The sequence below is a fragment of the Corynebacterium sp. HMSC070H05 genome (assembly GCF_001837615.1).
In the GTDB taxonomy this organism is placed as follows: domain Bacteria; phylum Actinomycetota; class Actinomycetes; order Mycobacteriales; family Mycobacteriaceae; genus Corynebacterium; species Corynebacterium coyleae.
On sequence record NZ_KV833273.1, the window covers coordinates 1 to 17,256 of the forward strand.

18 protein-coding genes are annotated in these 17,256 nt (G+C 60.9%); all 18 read left to right on the forward strand.

What is annotated here, in order from left to right:
* Positions 1–535: 535 nt before the first annotated feature.
* The 18 genes from HMPREF2617_RS00040 (at position 536) to HMPREF2617_RS00120 (ending at position 17,253) form a co-directional block, all read left to right on the forward strand.
* On the forward strand, positions 536–1,516 hold the full coding sequence (locus HMPREF2617_RS00040) for a hypothetical protein (protein ID WP_083292055.1): 981 nt from the start codon (positions 536–538) through the stop codon (positions 1,514–1,516).
* A gap of 3 nt (positions 1,517–1,519) precedes the next feature.
* On the forward strand, positions 1,520–2,503 hold the full coding sequence (locus tag HMPREF2617_RS00045) for an HAD-IIA family hydrolase (RefSeq protein WP_070423229.1): 984 nt from the start codon (positions 1,520–1,522) through the stop codon (positions 2,501–2,503).
* 13 nt (positions 2,504–2,516) lie between these two features.
* Positions 2,517–2,678: a hypothetical protein gene (locus HMPREF2617_RS11970; RefSeq protein ID WP_168168318.1), complete on the forward strand. Its 162-nt coding sequence runs from the start codon at positions 2,517–2,519 to the stop codon at positions 2,676–2,678.
* Complete coding sequence (locus HMPREF2617_RS00050; protein ID WP_070423228.1) at positions 2,678–3,502, forward strand: TlyA family RNA methyltransferase; 825 nt, start codon at positions 2,678–2,680, stop codon at positions 3,500–3,502. Before HMPREF2617_RS11970 ends, HMPREF2617_RS00050 begins: the two co-directional genes overlap by 1 nt.
* The gene (locus tag HMPREF2617_RS00055; protein ID WP_070451574.1) at positions 3,499–4,437 is read left to right on the forward strand and encodes an NAD kinase; all 939 of its coding nucleotides are present in this window, start codon (positions 3,499–3,501) and stop codon (positions 4,435–4,437) included. Before HMPREF2617_RS00050 ends, HMPREF2617_RS00055 begins: the two co-directional genes overlap by 4 nt.
* Before the next feature lie 9 nt (positions 4,438–4,446).
* The gene (recN, locus tag HMPREF2617_RS00060; protein WP_070838965.1) at positions 4,447–6,177 is read left to right on the forward strand and encodes a DNA repair protein RecN; all 1,731 of its coding nucleotides are present in this window, start codon (positions 4,447–4,449) and stop codon (positions 6,175–6,177) included.
* A gap of 40 nt (positions 6,178–6,217) precedes the next feature.
* Positions 6,218–7,426 (forward strand): putative cytokinetic ring protein SteA, encoded by a 1,209-nt coding sequence (gene steA / locus HMPREF2617_RS00065; RefSeq protein WP_092102479.1) that lies wholly within the window; start codon positions 6,218–6,220, stop codon positions 7,424–7,426.
* 3 nt (positions 7,427–7,429) lie between these two features.
* A complete protein-coding gene (locus HMPREF2617_RS00070; protein ID WP_083279531.1) occupies positions 7,430–8,284 on the forward strand; it encodes a copper transporter in 855 nt (284 codons plus the stop codon).
* Positions 8,281–8,928, forward strand: a complete 648-nt coding sequence (locus HMPREF2617_RS00075; RefSeq protein WP_070484760.1) for an NUDIX domain-containing protein — start codon at positions 8,281–8,283, stop codon at positions 8,926–8,928. The genes HMPREF2617_RS00070 and HMPREF2617_RS00075 overlap by 4 nt, the downstream gene beginning before the upstream one ends.
* Positions 8,929–9,849, forward strand: a complete 921-nt coding sequence (gene xerD, locus HMPREF2617_RS00080) for a site-specific tyrosine recombinase XerD (protein ID WP_070423223.1) — start codon at positions 8,929–8,931, stop codon at positions 9,847–9,849.
* Positions 9,850–9,861: 12 nt separating this feature from the next.
* Complete coding sequence (locus HMPREF2617_RS00085; RefSeq protein ID WP_246821664.1) at positions 9,862–10,944, forward strand: hypothetical protein; 1,083 nt, start codon at positions 9,862–9,864, stop codon at positions 10,942–10,944.
* Between the two features lie 61 nt (positions 10,945–11,005).
* Positions 11,006–11,875 (forward strand): ParA family protein, encoded by an 870-nt coding sequence (locus tag HMPREF2617_RS00090; RefSeq protein ID WP_070423222.1) that lies wholly within the window; start codon positions 11,006–11,008, stop codon positions 11,873–11,875.
* Positions 11,875–12,693 carry a segregation and condensation protein A gene (locus HMPREF2617_RS00095; protein ID WP_070423221.1) on the forward strand — a complete coding sequence of 273 codons (819 nt, stop codon included), beginning with the start codon at positions 11,875–11,877 and terminating at the stop codon, positions 12,691–12,693. The genes HMPREF2617_RS00090 and HMPREF2617_RS00095 overlap by 1 nt, the downstream gene beginning before the upstream one ends.
* A 36-nt stretch (positions 12,694–12,729) precedes the next feature.
* Positions 12,730–13,284 carry an SMC-Scp complex subunit ScpB gene (scpB, locus tag HMPREF2617_RS00100; protein ID WP_070423220.1) on the forward strand — a complete coding sequence of 185 codons (555 nt, stop codon included), beginning with the start codon at positions 12,730–12,732 and terminating at the stop codon, positions 13,282–13,284.
* 45 nt (positions 13,285–13,329) lie between these two features.
* On the forward strand, positions 13,330–14,259 hold the full coding sequence (locus HMPREF2617_RS00105) for a pseudouridine synthase (RefSeq protein ID WP_070423219.1): 930 nt from the start codon (positions 13,330–13,332) through the stop codon (positions 14,257–14,259).
* On the forward strand, positions 14,259–14,963 hold the full coding sequence (gene cmk, locus HMPREF2617_RS00110; protein ID WP_070484761.1) for a (d)CMP kinase: 705 nt from the start codon (positions 14,259–14,261) through the stop codon (positions 14,961–14,963). The genes HMPREF2617_RS00105 and cmk overlap by 1 nt, the downstream gene beginning before the upstream one ends.
* Positions 14,960–16,558: a ribosome biogenesis GTPase Der gene (gene der, locus HMPREF2617_RS00115; RefSeq protein ID WP_070838967.1), complete on the forward strand. Its 1,599-nt coding sequence runs from the start codon at positions 14,960–14,962 to the stop codon at positions 16,556–16,558. The genes cmk and der overlap by 4 nt, the downstream gene beginning before the upstream one ends.
* 8 nt (positions 16,559–16,566) lie before the next feature.
* Positions 16,567–17,253 (forward strand): CE1 family esterase, encoded by a 687-nt coding sequence (locus HMPREF2617_RS00120; protein WP_070570258.1) that lies wholly within the window; start codon positions 16,567–16,569, stop codon positions 17,251–17,253.
* Positions 17,254–17,256 lie beyond the last annotated feature (3 nt).

A 17,256-nucleotide genomic window follows, 5' to 3' on the forward strand; every position in this document is an offset into this window, starting at 1 on the left:
TCCGGACACACATTTTGTCGCTTAACCCTCGCCGACAACAGCAACATTGGTGCACACCCACCAGACCGCAATACAGAGTCAGAAACATTGCGTGCCTGACTATGCCACTGCATAGTTGGCGTACACCCACTAGTCCGCAATGCGGAGCACGGAGTCGATGCCAGCGGCGGCGCTCTTGGAAAAGTAGCCCAGCCGATACAAGGAAATAGTTGGTGTCTACCCACTTGTCCGCAATGCGGAGCGAAGCGACTTCACGCCACCGAAGACTCGACTAAAGCCACCAGCACACAGTCGTAAATGCAAAATGAAGCTTCACGGCCGCAGCGTTTTACACTCTGCCCAAGTCAGCGAAAGATATGACGTCGGGTTTTGCATACAGCACAGCCAGGAGAGGGACGTAACCGCAATGCGGAGAACGAATCCTTGATAGCCCATTACGGAGTCGAATGCTCGCCAAGTCCGCTCGGCTGAGGGGGATCAGCATAACTGTGTTGAGCATCCCTATAATGGCTTGGATACGAATTGGAGGGATTCCATGGCAGAGGCCGGCAACGGAGATAACCAGGGACGTCAACGTTCTTATGGTGGTGGCGGAGACCGTCGCGGTAGGAATAACCGCGGGCAGTCTCGTGGTCGTCGTGAATTTGGCGACGGAGAGCGCGGACGTCGCGAGGATCGCTACGGTGGAGCACGCGGCGACAATAAACGCGGCGGTCACGGTGGTGGCCGCGGCCGTGGCAAGCCCCACGGTAAGGGCGGCCACCCGGGCCACGGCGGGCAGGACAACCGTGTCCGCCACGATCGCTCGAACCCATATCGTGAGGGATACCGCGAGGAACGGATGGCGCAGAAGGAGCGCGAACCTGACTTGCCGTCGGGCCTGGATATTAACGACCTTGACCCGTCTGTGCTGCAGGACCTCAAGGTGCTTTCCAAGGACAATGCGGAACGCGTTGCACAGCACATGCTGATGGCTACTGATCTCCTGGAAGACGATCCGAAGCTCGCACTTGAGCACGCCCGCGCCGCGAAGAACCGTGCTGGTCGTGTCGGCGTTGTCCGTGAGACTGCTGGCGTAGTTGCATATCGCGCTGGTGAGTGGAAGGAAGCGCTTTCAGAACTTCGTGCGGCGCGGCGGATGTCTGGTGGCCCGGGGCTGCTAGCTGTGATGGCTGATGCGGAGCGTGGCTTGGGCCGACCTCAGAAGGCGCTTGAACTTGGTCGTAGCCCTGAAGCTAATGAATTGGACGAAGCGGGGAAGATCGAATTGGCGATTGTGCTTGCCGGCGCACGCCATGATCTCGGTCAGCACGATTCTGCACTTGCGACGCTGCAGCGCATGAATCCTTCTTTGGATTCGCAGGGATTTGAGCAAGTGCGTCTTTCCTACGCATATGCTGATGCCCTTCTTGCGACTGGCCAGCGTGGTGAGGCCAAGACGTGGTTTGAACACGCTGCGAAGATTGATACGGATGGTTTCACGGATGCGGCGGAGCGCGCCGCAGAATTGGACTAGACAATGGCGCTGAAGGATAACTACGACGCTCTCCTGCTTGACCTCGACGGCACTGTGTGGAATGGCGGAGTGGCGATTCCAAACGCTGTAGAGGCCATTACGGCGTCGGGGATTCCGGCTATGTATGTGACGAACAATGCGTCGCGTAGCGCAGCGGATGTGGCTGCGATGCTGGGCAAGATTGGCCTCGATACGAAGACCGAAGACGTGATCACTTCAGCACAGGCTGCGTTGTCGATGGCTGAGGCGCACCTCGTCCCCGGAGATCCTGTTCTTGTGGTTGGCGCGCCGTCGTTTAAGCAGCTTGTCGACGATGCGGGTTACGTCGTCGTCGATAGTGCAGATGCGAATCCGAAGGCGGTGCTGCACGGCCACAACCCGGGGACCGGTTGGGTGCAGTTGTCGGAAGCTGCGTTGGCAATTCAGCGGGGCGCAATCTATCTTGCGTCAAACCTGGATACGTCTTTGCCAATGGAGCGTGGGTTGATGATCGGCAATGGTTCGATGGTTGCTGCGGTGACATCGGCGACAGGTGTGACTCCGGAAAGCGCGGGCAAGCCGGGGCCGGCGATGTTCATTCAGGCCGCTGAACGCATGAATGCGAAGCGTCCGCTTGCCGTGGGAGACAGGCTAGATACTGATATTGCAGGTGGCGTTGCGGCGGGGATTCCGTCGCTGCACGTGCTTACCGGTGTTTCTGGCCCGTTGGCGCTCATGGAGGCGCCCAAGGAGCAGCGACCGACGTTTATCGCGGAGGATATGCGCGGACTCAACGAGGACCCAGAGGTTTTGCGTCCGGGACCGCAGGGCGGTTTCGCTGCACGTATCGACGGCAACGACATCATTTTGAGCTACGGCAAGGATGGTGCGACACCGATTCAGGCCCTGCGCACGGTTTTGGAGGTCGCGTGGCATATGGAGACTCCACCGGAGTTTGTGCGGCCCAACTCAGAGGCTGCTGAAGCTGCTACAGCTCAGTGGTGGTGACATGAAGCCACCCATGCCCAGGGATCCGCGGGCGCCGCATACGACGCCTGAGGAGGTCACGTCACAGTTTGAAGCGATTCTCGCGGAAGATACTGAATCGCTTGCCGATGAGGTTGACGCACTGACGCGCGCGCATGCGGTACTGGGGCATGCGTTGCAAGAAAGGAACAGCTAATGCCACCCAAACGGAGGCGTTTGGATGCAGAGCTTGTGCGCCGCAAGATTGCACGTTCGCGCGAGCAGGCTCAAACGTGGATCAAGGAGGGCCGTGTCGAGGTCGGTGGGTTTGTGGCGTCGAAGCCGGCGACAGTGGTAGAGCCAGAGGCGTCGATACGCGTCAATGTCGAGGACATTGATGACTGGGCGTCTCGTGGCGCGCACAAGTTACTTGGAGCGTTGGAAGCCTTCGGGCCACGTGGCCTGAGCGTCGAAGGGCGTAGGGCGCTGGATGCTGGCGCGTCGACAGGTGGGTTTACAGACGTGTTGCTCAGAAACGGCGCACGTGAGGTTGTTGCCGTGGACGTTGGCTACGGTCAGCTCGTGTGGCGCTTGCAGAACGATCCGCGGGTGCGGGTGCTCGATCGGACGAATATCCGAAACCTGACGCCGGACATGATGGGTGGACTCGCGGACCTGATGGTCGGCGACCTGTCTTTCATCTCGTTGAAGCTGGTGTTGCCGGCACTGGTGGAATGTCTTGAGGATGGCGCTGACTTGTTGCCGATGGTCAAGCCTCAATTTGAGGTTGGCAAGGACCGTTTAGGCTCTGGTGGCGTTGTCCGTTCACAGGAGTTGCGCGAAGAAGTCACTGTGGATGTCGCCCAGTTCGCACAGGGGCTGGGGCTCAGCGTGCGTGGGGTGGCTGCGTCGCCTCTGCCAGGGCCGAGCGGTAACGTGGAGTACTTCCTGTGGCTTGTAAAGGATGGAGGCGAGGCAATGCTTGACGACGATTCCCTCGCCGCCGCAGTCCAAAAGGCCGTGAAGGAGGGGCCGCAATGACGGCTGAGCGTGAGATCTTGTTGGTTCCGCACTTGTTCCGCGAGTCGAATATCGCGTCCGCAGCGAGGGCTGCGGAGATGCTCCAGGAAGCCGGCATTACGGTGCGGTTGCTTGAACAGGAACAGATGGATGCGATTGAGACGCATCCGGTGCTCAGTGGGCTGACACGTGCCGCTGCTGACGACAATGCGGCGCTTGGCTGCGAGCTGGTGCTGGTGCTCGGCGGAGATGGAACATTTCTGCGCGCCGCAGAGCATGCCCGGGCGCAGGATATTCCGGTGTTGGGAGTCAACCTCGGACATGTCGGGTTCCTCGCAGAAGGTGACGCGGAGAGTCTTGAGGAGTCGGTGAGGCAGGTCGTCGATAAGACGTACCGCGTTGTCGACAGAATGACCATCGACGTGGCAGTCATCGACCAAGAGGGGCAGGTCGTCGGGACGGATTGGGCGCTGAATGAATGCAGCGTGGAGAATCTGGATCGTACACGGGTGCTTGATGCCACGTTGGAGGTTGATTTTCGGCCTGTGTCGTCGTTTGGCTGCGATGGCGTACTGGTGGCCACGCCGACCGGATCCACAGCCTATGCGTTTTCTGCTGGCGGTCCGGTGATGTGGCCAGAACTCGATGCGTTGCTGGTGGTGCCGAATAACGCACATGCGTTGTTTGCAAAGCCACTTGTTGTCTCGCCGCGCTCGACGGTTGCTGTGGAGTCAGAACACACGACGTCGAGTGCCATGGCGGTAATGGATGGGTTCCGTCGCATCCCGGTGCCTCCTGGTTCGAGGGTTGAAGTAAGTAGGGGGTCGCGTCCGGTGCGGTGGGTACGCTTGGACGACAAACCGTTCACCGACAGGCTGGTGGATAAGTTCCGGCTGCCGGTGTCCGGCTGGCGCGGCCCGCGGACGGGTCGTGGTGTACGCGGCGTTGATGCGTAAGGAGGCAGAGTGCTCGCAGAGATCGCGATTTCGAACTTGGGCGTGATCCGTCATGCCTCGGCGGAGCTTGCTCCTGGGTTGACGGTGCTCACCGGTGAAACCGGTGCAGGTAAGACCATGGTTGTAACTGGCTTGCGGCTGCTGACAGGAGGCCGCGCTGATGCCTCCCGAGTTCGAACCGGGGCGCAGGAAGCTGTGGTGGAAGGCGCGCTCAGCATCGCAGATCTGCCGGAATCGACATTGTCCGCCGTGCATGCGATTGCAGAGGGCGCTGGTGCAGGGCCTGATGAAAACGGCGAATACGTCGTCTCACGTGCTGTGAAAGCGACGGGGCGATCGAGCGCTCACCTAGGAGGCCGAAAGGTTCCGGCCGCGACACTGGGTGATCTTGCTGGGCATCTGCTCACGATTCATGGCCAGAACGACCAGTTGAGGCTTCTCGCGCCGGAACAGCAGCTGGCGGCGTTGGACCGGTTCGAACCGGCGATCGCTCAGAAGCTCTCCTCCTATCGCGATGTTTATGTCCAGTGGCGCGAGGCATCGAAAGATCTGAGGGACCGCACCGAGAAACGCCTTGAGTTGGCACAGGAGATGGACCGGCTGCGGTTTGCAATCGAGGAAATCGACGCAGTTGCACCCGTAGACGGCGAAGATGCCGATCTCGTTGCAACCATTAACCGTCTTCAGGATGTTGATGCGCTGCGTGAGGCCGCCCAGACCGCGCTGGTGGCAATTGATGGTGCTGAAGCCGTCGGCGGCTACAGCGCAGAGGCGGAAGAAGCTGCATCAGACCTTGTTGGCAGGGCGCAGGCGGCGTTGGTAGGAGCTAGTGACGAGGAGTTACGGGAGCTTGGTGTGCGCCTCGGGGAGGTCGCCGGTGTGCTTGCGGATGTGTCTGCGGAACTCGGTAGTTTCACCGCAGATCTTCCGACCGACCCGGATGAGCTAGAGCGCCTTCTGCAGCGCCAACAGGAACTCAAGGGGCTCACACGAAAATATGCTCCGGACATCGCGGGTGTGTTGGCGTGGCGAGAGAAGGCCGGGAAACGGCTGAGCAAGATTGATACGTCAGAAGAAGCTATCGACGAGCTGAAGCGCCGCGTTGCTGATCTTGAAGCCGAACTAAAAAAGCGAGCGGCAGCGTTGACCAAGGCACGCAACAAGGCTGCCAAAAACCTCGGGGAGGCGGTGACGGAAGAGCTTCACGGGCTTGCCATGCCGAAGGCGCAGCTGCGCGTCGAGCTGGCGGAGGCCAAGTTTGGCCGCGATGGTGCGGACGCTGTGGAGATCACGCTCGCACCGAACAGCGCGTTGGAGCCAAAGCCGTTGGCCACGAGCGCATCTGGTGGTGAGCTCTCACGAGTCATGCTGGCACTTGAGGTGATCCTTTCGGAGTCGTCGGCGGGCGGCACGCTGGTCTTTGATGAGGTGGACGCTGGTGTCGGTGGACGTGCTGCGGTGGAGATTGGGCGCCGTTTGGCGAGGTTGGCGTTGAGGCATCAGGTCATCGTCGTTACGCACCTGCCCCAGGTTGCGGCGTATGCGAACACGCACCTGCATGTGTCAAAGGACGTGGGCGACGAGGCGGTGACGTCGGGTGTGGGCAATCTGACTGACGAGCAGCGGATTGAGGAGCTCGCGCGCATGATGGCGGGCCTTGATGATTCGGATACAGGGCGTGCCCACGCGGCAGAATTGTTCAAGCGTGCGCAGCGCGAAGTGGAGGAAATGCGGGCGTAGCCCGCGCGCCTCCACAGTTCTGGCAGGTCAACGTTGCACAATGGTCGCTATGACTGTTGGAACTGGGGAAGCGCCCGCGCAGGAATTGCGCGGTACGCTGCGCGACTGCACACCGCGGGGCAAAGGCCTTGCTCGCCTGCATGAAGGCGATATTGCGATTGTGGATGCGCCGGACATGCAGCGTCGTTTAGCAGAGCAGCTCATTGCCCGCCGTCCTGCTGCGGTGATCAATCTTGCGCCGTACAGCACTGGATCCTTACCGACGTTCGGTCCGCATTTGCTTCTCGACGCCAACGTTCCGATCTTCGAAGTGGCCGACGCCGCTGTTCGCGAGAAGATCCGCGACGGCAAGAAGGTCACGGTCACGCCAGAGGGGACGATCACCGTCGGAAGGAAAGACGTCGGTGTTGCACAGCGTGTCACACGTGAGCAGGTGGACAACTCCTTCGCTGAGGCACAGCAAGGTCTCGTGGAGAACATGGAAGCCTATTTCGGCAACACCATCGAGTTCATCCACTCGGAAGCGCCGTTGCTTATCGACGGTGTCGGCGCACCCGAACTTGGCGACGCGATGGCGGACCGCAAGGTCGTTGTTGTCTCTCCAGGGGATGACACGCGGCGCCGTCTGACAGGCATCCGCAACTTTATGCGGGAGTACACCCCGGTCATCATTGGTGTGGGAAGCGCCGCGAACACGCTGGCAGAGATGGGTTATGCCGCTGATTTCATTGTCGGTGACCCCGCGGATGTCGCGTCGGAGAACTTGCGTTCTGAAGCACGGGTGATTCTGCCGGCTGACCCAGACGGTTATGCGCCTGGCTTGGAGCGTATCCAAGACTTGGGTGTGGGTGCGATGACGTTCCCAACAGCGACTGATTCGCCGACAGACCTCGCGATCTTGCTTGCTGCGTTCCATGATGCGGAGACGATTGTCACCGTAGGCGAGCCGGTGGAGTTGGACGGGATGCTCACGGACCCGGCGAATGCCGATCCGGCTGCGTTGCTTGCTCGCTTGAAGGCCGGCCGCAAGGTTGTTGATTCTACGGTTATTGAGAATCTTTACGCAGTCGAATCCACCAGCGGTGTCGCATGGGCCTGGGCGTTACTCGGCCTGCTGGTCGCTGCTGCCGCCGTCATTCTCGTCGTTGGGCTTGGCGGAAATGGGACGTTCGCCGACAACCTGGTCAATACCTGGGACACAGTTGCCAACACGGTGCGCGGCTGGATTCCGGCAGGGGAAGGGGAGTAAACCGTGGGAAAGCAAAAAGGGACGGGTGGGCTTGTCACTGCTGGTCTGTGTTGGGGGTTAGCTCTCGGCGTGGTGTTGGGGGCCTCGGTACTCGCGCCGGCTATTCCTGGCGGCCCGGATCTGTTCAATGGTGCGTTTCTCAGCGACATCGACCGGAACGCGAATGGTGATGGAGCCGAGGAGCCGACAAAGGAAAGCAGCGAAGCGCAGCAGCGGCTTGATGCTGCCGATGCTCTTCTGGGCAGTGAGTCGGTGTCCATCGTCTCTGGAGCGCTCAAAGAGGTGCCGGTCGCTATCGTGCGTACGCATACGGCCGCCGATATCGATGTTGATTCCGTGCGGTGGCTGCTCAACGCGGCGGGCGCTTCCGATGCTGGTGAGTTGAAACTGACAGAGAAGTTTACGTCGCAAAACTCTGCCGACGAGTTGTCCACGGTGATTGCGTCGACGTTGCCGTCCGGTGCGCAGTTGAGCGTGGAGAACCGTTCACCGGGCACCCATGCGGGTGAGTCGTTGGCGTCGATTATGTTGATCGACCCTGAGACGAAGGAAGCGCCAGCACAGGCTTCGGATCGCAAAATCGTAATTGACACGCTGCAACAATCCGGTTTCGTCGAGACGAAAGGTGAGATCGTGCCCGCGGAGGCTGTCGTGATTGTGGATGGCGCCTCCGGTGACGCCGGCGGAGACTTCGGTGCGAAGCTGGTGCAGGACCTTGCGGAAGCACTTGGCCATGCAGGCAAAACCGTGCTGACTAGTCAAGACATCGCGCCAAAGGAACTGCGCGGCGTGACAACGGTAGGCAACGTGAGCTACGAGTCCGGCAGGATTTCTTCAGTGCTGGCGGTGGCAGAGTGAGCCACGAATTTACCGTCGAGTCCTCCGAGGTACTGATCGACGCCCCAATCATCGCTGTGCGCCGCGACAGTGTGGTCATGCCGGGTGGCAAGCCAGTTAACCGTGAGATCGTCGAGCATTTCGGCGCAGTGGCAGTAGTTGCACTTGACGACGACGGGCGCATCGCGCTCGTCGAGCAGTACCGGCACAGCGTAGGCAAGCGGCTGCTTGAACTGCCTGCGGGGCTTCTGGACATGTACGAAGAAGACGAGTTGGTATGCGCGAAGCGCGAACTGGTTGAGGAAGCCGGTCTCGAGGCTGAGCAGTGGGGCGTGCTGGTGGATTTGGTGACGTCTCCGGGGTTTGCGGAAGAGGCGGTGCGGGTATTTGTCGCAAAGCAACTGCGCGAGGTGGAACGCCCGGACGCCGAGGACGAAGAAGCCGACATGGACTTTCGGTGGGTGCCACTGAGCGAGGCCGCACAAATGGTGCTTCGAGGCGAGATTGTGAACTCAATCGCCGTGGGCGGCATTTTGGCTGCTTGCCGTGTCGCAGAGGGTAAAGCGCAGTCACGTGATGTGTCGGAGCCATTCGAGTTGCGCCCGCAATCGCTGCCGAAGCGGCGAGCCGAGCGTGGCATCGTGCCGGATATGAAGCGCATCTAGATGGCGGTAAAAGCCGACGAACTAGCTGCGCGCTGGTTGCAGCATCTCGCTGTTGAGCGGGGAGTCTCCCCTCACACGTTGAGTAACTACACCCGCGACGTCAACCGGTACACACGATGGTTGGCAGCCGCCGGGAAAAGCGACTTGGCAACAGTCAGTGCCACCGATGTAGAGGCGTACGTTGCTGACTTGCGCCGCGGGGTGGACGGCGCACGCCCCCTCGCGGCATCTTCGGCTGCGCGTGCGCTGACTGTCGCCCGAGGCTTGCACCGTTTTGGCGTAGAAGAAGGCGTATTGCCGGCAGATACCGCTGCCGAAGTTTCCCCACCGTCAGCTGGCGAGAAGCTACCCGACACTTTGAGCATTGGGGAGGTGGCGACGCTTCTCGATGCCTGCCCGACCGAACAGCCCCTCGGCCTACGCGACAAGGCGCTGTTGGAAACGCTGTATGCCACAGGTGCGCGAGTTTCTGAGGTGCTTGATCTGAGCGTCGATGATGCGACAGCCGCAATAGATACTGAAGGCATTCTGACCGTGACTGGCAAGGGAAGTAAGCAGCGCCTCGTCCCGCTCGGCCGGCATGCACAAGATGCGATCGAGGCGTATCTCGTGCGAGGCAGACCCGTATTCGCCACCGGGAAGTCACACGCGTTGTTCTTGAATAGGCGCGGTGGAGCCTTAACTCGCCAGAGCGCCTGGACTGTAATCAAGCAGGCTGCGGAGCGTGCGGGGATAGACAAAGAGATCTCCCCGCACACGCTCCGGCACTCGTTTGCCACGCATCTGCTGGAAGGTGGCGCAGATGTGCGCTCCGTGCAGGAATTGTTGGGGCACGCTTCAGTGACGACTACGCAGATTTACACACATGTCACAGCAGATAGCCTGCGCGAGGTTTGGCGTAGTTCGCATCCACGTGCGTAAGCTTTTGCGCTTATGAGTGAGTACACATTTGCACGAGCACGTCGCGCAACACTTGCGGTGCCGGCAGCCCTGCTGCTTGCCGTGGGGCTTGGCGGAGGTGTGGGAGCACACCCTGCCTCGGCGCAGATCCCGGGCGGGCTAAGCCCGGATGCAATGGCGAACATGATTCCCTCGGAGATCACCGTGCCTGCGGGGCAGACGACGACGGTTGATGTGGGCGTGCCGGTGGATGTGAATTACTCCGCAGGCGGCTGGGTGGTCACATCCAATGGCACGTCGGTGTCGGTGACCGCTCCAGCGGAAGAGGGCGCGACCGCAGCAGTGCCTGCGAGCGCCGGCGGTTACACGGCGACAGTTAACCTCGTCGCTGTGGGCGGCGGACAGGCAACTGATGCAGACGAAATTGCGGGCGGTGGCGCTGGAGAAAACACCGAGCACCACGGTGGTGGAGGCCACGCCGAAGACAACGGTGGTGGCGCAAACGGCGGTGGCGACGCAAACGGTGAAGCCTCGAACGGCGGATCCGGTGCGGGTGCAGGCAGTGGCAGCGGCGCCGTCAATCGCCCTGAGCGTAAGCCAGCGGAAAAGGCGGACACCGCGGATGCGAAGCGGCTCGATTTCGAGGGAGAGATCCACGGCAACGAGATCGTGGTCAAGGTGCCGTTGAGTAAGGCGCGCGATTTGATGAAGTATGCCAACTACGACTCGTCGAATGCGAAGCTGCGTTACCTCGATGTCAACGGCAACATCATCGAAGGGGTCAAGCGTGACGTGAACGTCGCAGGGCGCACGTTGACGCTGACGTACCCGGAAGGCGAGACGCCTGACAACCCGTTCATTATGGAGGTCGTGGAGAACGGCGCGGCGACGTTTGTCGCGGTGATTACGTCGACGAATGCTCCGGTTGAGCAGGCTGCCGAAACGGATGAAGAAAACCCGTATGCGGGAGCAGACAACAAAGGTCAAGGCGATAGCGTTGACTCGGGTTCGTCGGTAGGTGATCTTGTCCCGCTCATCATTGGTGGTGGTGCGCTTATCGCGGCACTTGCGCTGCTGATTATCTTCCTTCGGAAGCGAAGCCGTGGGCAGGTCTAATCACAGCGTTGTAAGATGACTGCAGTCAAGGGTTTAGACGTGATCGAGGGAAGGATCGGCCATGGCGGACGAGGCGCTGTTTGACGCGGCTGACCAGAAGACGTTTTTGACGGGTCGGCCGTGGCGTGAGTTTGCCAAGCCGAAGGAGCTTGAGCGGCACGGTCCCGCAACCATCATCTCGATGGTGAACCAAAAGGGCGGCGTGGGTAAGACCACGTCCACTATCAATCTCGGTGCATGCTTGGCAGAGCAAGGGCGCAAGGTGCTACTGGTAGACCTCGACCCGCAGGGTGCACTCTCCGCTGGCCTTGGTGTGTCCTATGAGGAGGATCAGGTCACGGTCTACGACTTGCTGTTTGACAACACTGCCAGCATTCACGCGGCGATCAAGCGCTCAAACGTGTCCGGGCTTGATCTGGTACCCGCGAATATTGACCTGTCTGCGGCTGAAATCCAACTGGTCAACGAAGTCGGCCGCGAGCACACGCTAGCTCGTGCGCTGCGCCCGGTGCGCGGGGAGTACGACTTCATCATCCTGGACTGTGGCCCGTCGCTCGGTTTGCTCACTGTGAATGCGTTGGCGTGCTCGCAGGGCGTGATCATCCCCATGGAGTGTGAGTACTTCTCGCTCCGTGGTCTCGCGCTGCTCACCGATACCGTGGAAAAGGTGCGCGACCGCATCAACTTCGACCTGGACATCGTGGGCATCCTTGTCACTATGTTTGATCGTCGCACGACCCACGCCCGTGAGGTCATGGATCGTGTAGTTGAGGTGTTCGGCGACCGCGTCTTCGACACCGTGATTACCCGTACCGTGCGTTTCCCGGAGACATCGGTCGCGGGTGAGCCGATTATTACGTGGGCTCCCAACTCGCAAGGTGCGGAACAGTACCGCAATCTGGCCCTTGAGGTGTTGGAGCGCACTAGCTAGTGGCCCAGGCACCTGAGCAGTACCCCCAGCCGGAGATCACGGGCTTTACCCTCGCGCTGAATAACTTCGAGGGGCCGTTTGATCTGCTGCTCAGCTTGATTCAGGCGAAGAAACTCGACGTGACCGAGGTTGCGCTCGCCGAGGTGACCGACGAGTTCATTGCGTATACCCGTGCGTTGGGGCAGACGGAGTCGCTTGACGAGGTCACTGAGTTCCTCGTGGTCGCGGCCACCTTGTTGGACATGAAGACTGCGCGGCTGTTGCCACGTGGTGATCATGACCTGGAGGAAGACTACGACCTTCTGGAGGCCCGGGACCTCCTGTTCGCACGTCTTCTGCAGTACCGTGCATATCAGCAGGTTGCTGACCAGTTTGCTACGTGGCAAGCATCTGCTAATCGACGACACCCGCGTGCCGTATCCATGGAGCCCCGGTTCGTGGACCTTTTGCCTCCGGTGGAACTCGGCCATACAGCGGCGAGTTTCGCGGAACTGGCAGCCAGCGTATTTCGCCCGAAACCACCGGAGGAAGTACGCACCGACCACCTGCACGCCGTTGCTGTGTCCGTGCCTGAGCAGGCGGGCAAGATCCTGGACACACTCAAGCTCGCCGGCTCAGGTACCTGGATGACGTTCGCCGCACTGACACGCGATTGCACGAGGTCCATGGAGGTGGTCGGCCGGTTCCTCGCCCTGCTGGAGTTGTACAAGGCCCGAGCGGTGGAAACAGAGCAGCCCGAAGCGCTTGGCCAACTTGACGTGTCCTGGACCGGGCTTGAGGTCGATCCGGCGGTCGTTGCGGCGTCGAACTGGAACTAGGCGCCGATTCAGTACCGGCAGCTACACTTCGGCGGTATGGAAGACATGCCGATGGTTGCGCAGTTGCGTTCGCGGATTGAGTCGGTGCTGTTGGTCGTCGATACGCCGGTGTCCGTGGAGGACCTCGCGGGTGCGCTCGGAGCAACGACTGCGGAAGTGTCGGATCACCTTCGCGCGTGGTCGCGAGAACTCGACACCCGTGGCAGTGGCATTGATTTGCGTGAGACCGCAGAAGGCTGGCGGCTGTATACCCGGCCCGAAAATGCCGATGCGGTCGAGGCGTTCTTGCTCGACGGCACGCAGAAGAAACTCTCGCGCGCGGCAATGGAGACGCTCGCAGTGGTTGCTTACCGCCAGCCGGTGACGCGCTCGCAGGTTGCCGGAGTGCGCGGGGTCAATGTTGATGGCGTCATGCGCACCCTTGCGCTGCGCGGCTTGATTGCGGAGGTTGATCCTGAGCAAGAATCTGGCGCACACCGCTATGTGACGACGGAGCTGTTCCTCGAACTTCTGGGCATTGACTCGCTTGAGCGCCTTCCTGACCTTGCGCCACTGCTTCCGGACATCGATGCAATCGAAGATGCCTGGTAGGATCGGCCCAAAAACCGCATACGACTGAAAAGGAATTGAGGAAACATGACTCCTCCCGCTCGCCGAGACGGCACACCGGACAAGCCCGAGAAGGACGAAACGTTCTACATCTCGTACGCGAAGCCGGCAAAGAAGCAGAATGTCCGTTTGGACAAGCGACGCGCAAATGCCGCGAAGAATGAGCCCCACCCGCTGGATGACAACTGGTGGGACGACAACCCGCAGGATAAGACCCGCAAAACTGAGGGGATCCGCCTGCAGAAGGTGTTGGCGCAGGCAGGTGTGGCGTCTCGTCGTCACGCAGAGGCCATGATCGACCAGGGCCGCATTGAGGTCAACGGCAAGATCGTCAACGTGCAAGGCATGCGTGTTAACCCGAACGTGGACATCATTCGCGTGGACGGGGAGCGCATCAACGTCAACGAGGAGCACGAATACTTCGTGTTTAACAAGCCGCGTGGCGTGCACTCGACGATGAAGGATGAGCTTGACCGCACCTCGGTCGGCTCCTACCTTTCGGAGCGCACCGCCGCGGGTCAGCGTCTGTTCCACGTGGGACGCCTCGACGCCAACACGGAGGGCCTGTTGCTGTTGACCAACGACGGTGAACTGGCGAATCGTCTGATGCACCCGAAGTACGAGGTGTCGAAGACCTACATGGCCACTGTCCTGGGTGAGGCGAACAATGCGCTGGTCAAGCAGCTCAAGGAGGGCATTGAGCTTGACGACGGCCCCGCGAAGGCCGACTACGCCCAGATCGTGGATGTCCACAATGGGCAGTCGATCATCCGAGTGGAGCTCCACGAAGGCCGTAAGCACATTGTGCGCCGCATGCTGAAGGAAGCTGGCTTCCCGGTGCAACGACTGGTTCGCACCAAGTTCCACACGGTCCAGCTCGGCGAGATGAAGCCAGGCATGATGCGTGCGCTCAATTCCTCCGAGCTTGCGTCGCTGTACAAGGCGGTGGGGATGTAATGGCAGACCAGAAGATTTCCAACTTGGCTGACGGCGGGCTGATTCTCGCAGTGGACGGCCCGTCCGGCACCGGTAAATCTACGATGTGTCGCGCGTTAGCGAAGAAGCTCGACGCGAAGTATGTGGATACGGGTGCGATGTACCGCGTTGCCACCCTGGCCGTCTTGCGCGCTGGTGTCGACCCGGTTGATACGGATGCGGTGATCGAAGCGACCGCTGATCTGCCGCTTGAGGTATCCGACGATCCGGATTCCACCGCAGTGTTGTTTGCAGGTGAGGATGTTGCCCGCGAGATCCGAGGACCGGAAGTCACCCAGCACGTTTCTGCGGTCTCTGCGATCCCGCAGGTCCGCGTGAACCTTGTGGAACTGCAGCGCAAGTTGGCCCGCGAGGCCGGCCGCGCGATCGTGGAGGGCCGCGATATCGGCACTGTCGTGTTGCCGGATGCTCCGGCAAAGGTCTACATGACGGCAAGCGCTGAAGTACGTGCGAAGCGTCGCTTCGATCAGGATGTAGCCGCTGGCCGTGACGTGGACTTTGATGCAGTGTTGGCGGATGTGAAGCGGCGCGACGAGGCGGACTCGTCACGCAAGACCAGCCCGCTGCGTCCCGCTGACGACGCCGAGATCGTGGATACGTCTGAAATGACCCCGGATGAGGTGCTCGCTGCGCTGACTGCCGTGGTGGAAAGGAGCGCACGATGAGCGACAAGAAGAACATTGAAGACGGTCTCGAGCCGGAGACTCAATTCATCCAACCCGGCATCGATGCCTCTGGCTACGACGACCTTGAAGCCTATGAGGTCGATGCGGACGACGCTGAGTACTACGACGACCTCGAGGACTTCGATGAGTCGGAGTTCAGCGAGGCCGACTTCGGCGCCGATACCGATGCTGGCGACGAGACCGACGACTACACCGACGAAGAATGGGCCGAAATCGAAGCCGAATACGGCATCATCCGCCCGGACGTGGTCAAGGAAGCGTTGCCGACGGTGTCTATCGTGGGCCGCCCGAATGTGGGTAAGTCTTCGCTGGTAAACCGGTTCTTGGGTCGTCGTGAAGCAGTTGTGGAGGACCATCCCGGCGTGACCCGCGACCGTGTGAGCTACATGGCGGAGTGGAACGGACGTCGTTTCTGGGTGCAGGACACCGGTGGCTGGGACCCGGACGCAAAGGGCATCCACGCCTCGATCGCGCGCCAGTCCGAGGCAGCCATGGAGACCTCGGACGTCATCGTCATGGTTGTCGACGCAAAGACCACCGTGACCGAGACAGACATGGTGATGGCCCGCAACCTGCAGCGCGCTGAGGTGCCTGTCATCCTCGTTGCAAACAAGTTTGAGTCCGACAGTCAGTGGGGCGAGGTCGCCGAGTTCTATTCGCTGGGTCTTGGCGATCCGTGGCCGGTCTCTGCGCTGCACGGCCGCGGCGGTGCCGACGTGCTCGATGAGATCCTGCGCAACTTCCCCGAGGTTCCGCGTGCTGCCGCGTCGGTCACTCAGGGCCCGCGACGTGTTGCACTTGTGGGCCGCCCGAACGTGGGCAAGTCCAGCCTGCTGAACAAGCTGACCAAGTCCAATCGCTCTGTCGTGGACAACGTCGCCGGCACCACCGTCGACCCGGTCGACGAGTTGGTGCAGTTGGACGAGGACCTTTGGACGTTCATCGATACCGCCGGCCTGCGGAAGAAAGTTAAGAACGCCCAGGGCCACGAGTACTACGCATCACTGCGCACTCGCGGCACGATCGAGGCCGCTGAAGTGTGTGTGGTGCTCATCGACGCCTCCCAGGAGATCTCCGAGCAGGACCAGCGCGTGATCTCGATGGTGCTCGAAGCCGGTAAGGCCATGGTGATCTGCTTTAACAAGTGGGATCTGATGGACGAGGATCGTCGTTACGAGTTCGACCGCGAATTCGACCTGACCATGGGCCAGTTGAAGTGGGTAACCAAGCTCAACATTTCCGCGGACACCGGTCGTGGTCTGCACCGCCTGGAGCCAGCGATGAAGGAAGCGCTGGAGAACTGGGACAAGCGCATCTCTACCGGCCAGCTCAACAACTGGCTGCGTGAGGCGATTGCCGCGAACCCGCCTCCGATGAAGAACAACCGTCTGCCCAAGCTGCTCTTTGCCACCATGGCGACGACGCGCCCGCCGACAATCATTCTGTTCACCACGGGCTTCCTCGATGGCGGTTACCGCCGCTACCTTGAGCGCAAGTTCCGCGAGCAGTTCGGCTACCACGGCACTCCGGTGCGCATCGCGGTGCGTGTGCGTGAGCGTCGCGGAAAGAAGTAGGCAGGACTATGGACTCGACGGTCTATTCCGCGCCCTCAGATCCGAAGGGGCCGTTGCCCCTGATTGTTGCGCTGCACGGTCGTGGCGATAATGGGCGGAACTTCCTCGGCGGTACCGGCCTCGTGCAGGCCAACGCAGTGGTCGTTGCGCCGACGGGTGCCGGTCTGGCGTGGGCTCCTGCGCCGTATGCGCTGAACACGATTGAGCAGGACAAGGCGCGTATCGACGACATCATCGCCCAAACCAGCGAACACTTCGACATCGACCCCGAACGCATTTACGCCGTTGGTTTCTCCAATGGTGGCGGTCTCGCGGTCTACTTGTCGACGCTCAGCGATACCTTCGCGGGTGTTGCCTCTGTGTCTGCGGCTGTGCGCTGCACCGAGGCGCAGATCGAGGCAGCCGAGCCGGTGGACTACCTCAACATCCACGGCACCCACGACGACGTAGTGCCATATAACGGCGAGGTCCGGCCGGGATACGGCAGCCCCGCTGAGGACGGCATTCTCGGCGCTCCCGAAGTGGTTGCCGCGTTTGAGCGTCGCAATGGCGACAAGGCTCGTACCCTGCACCACCGAGTGGAGGGCATGGGCCACGAGTGGCCTACCGGACCGTGGGCTGCGCATCGTGGCATCGACGTGACCGAGGAGATCTTCCACTTCTTCGGGATTGAGAAGCGGACCGACTTGTTTTAGCAG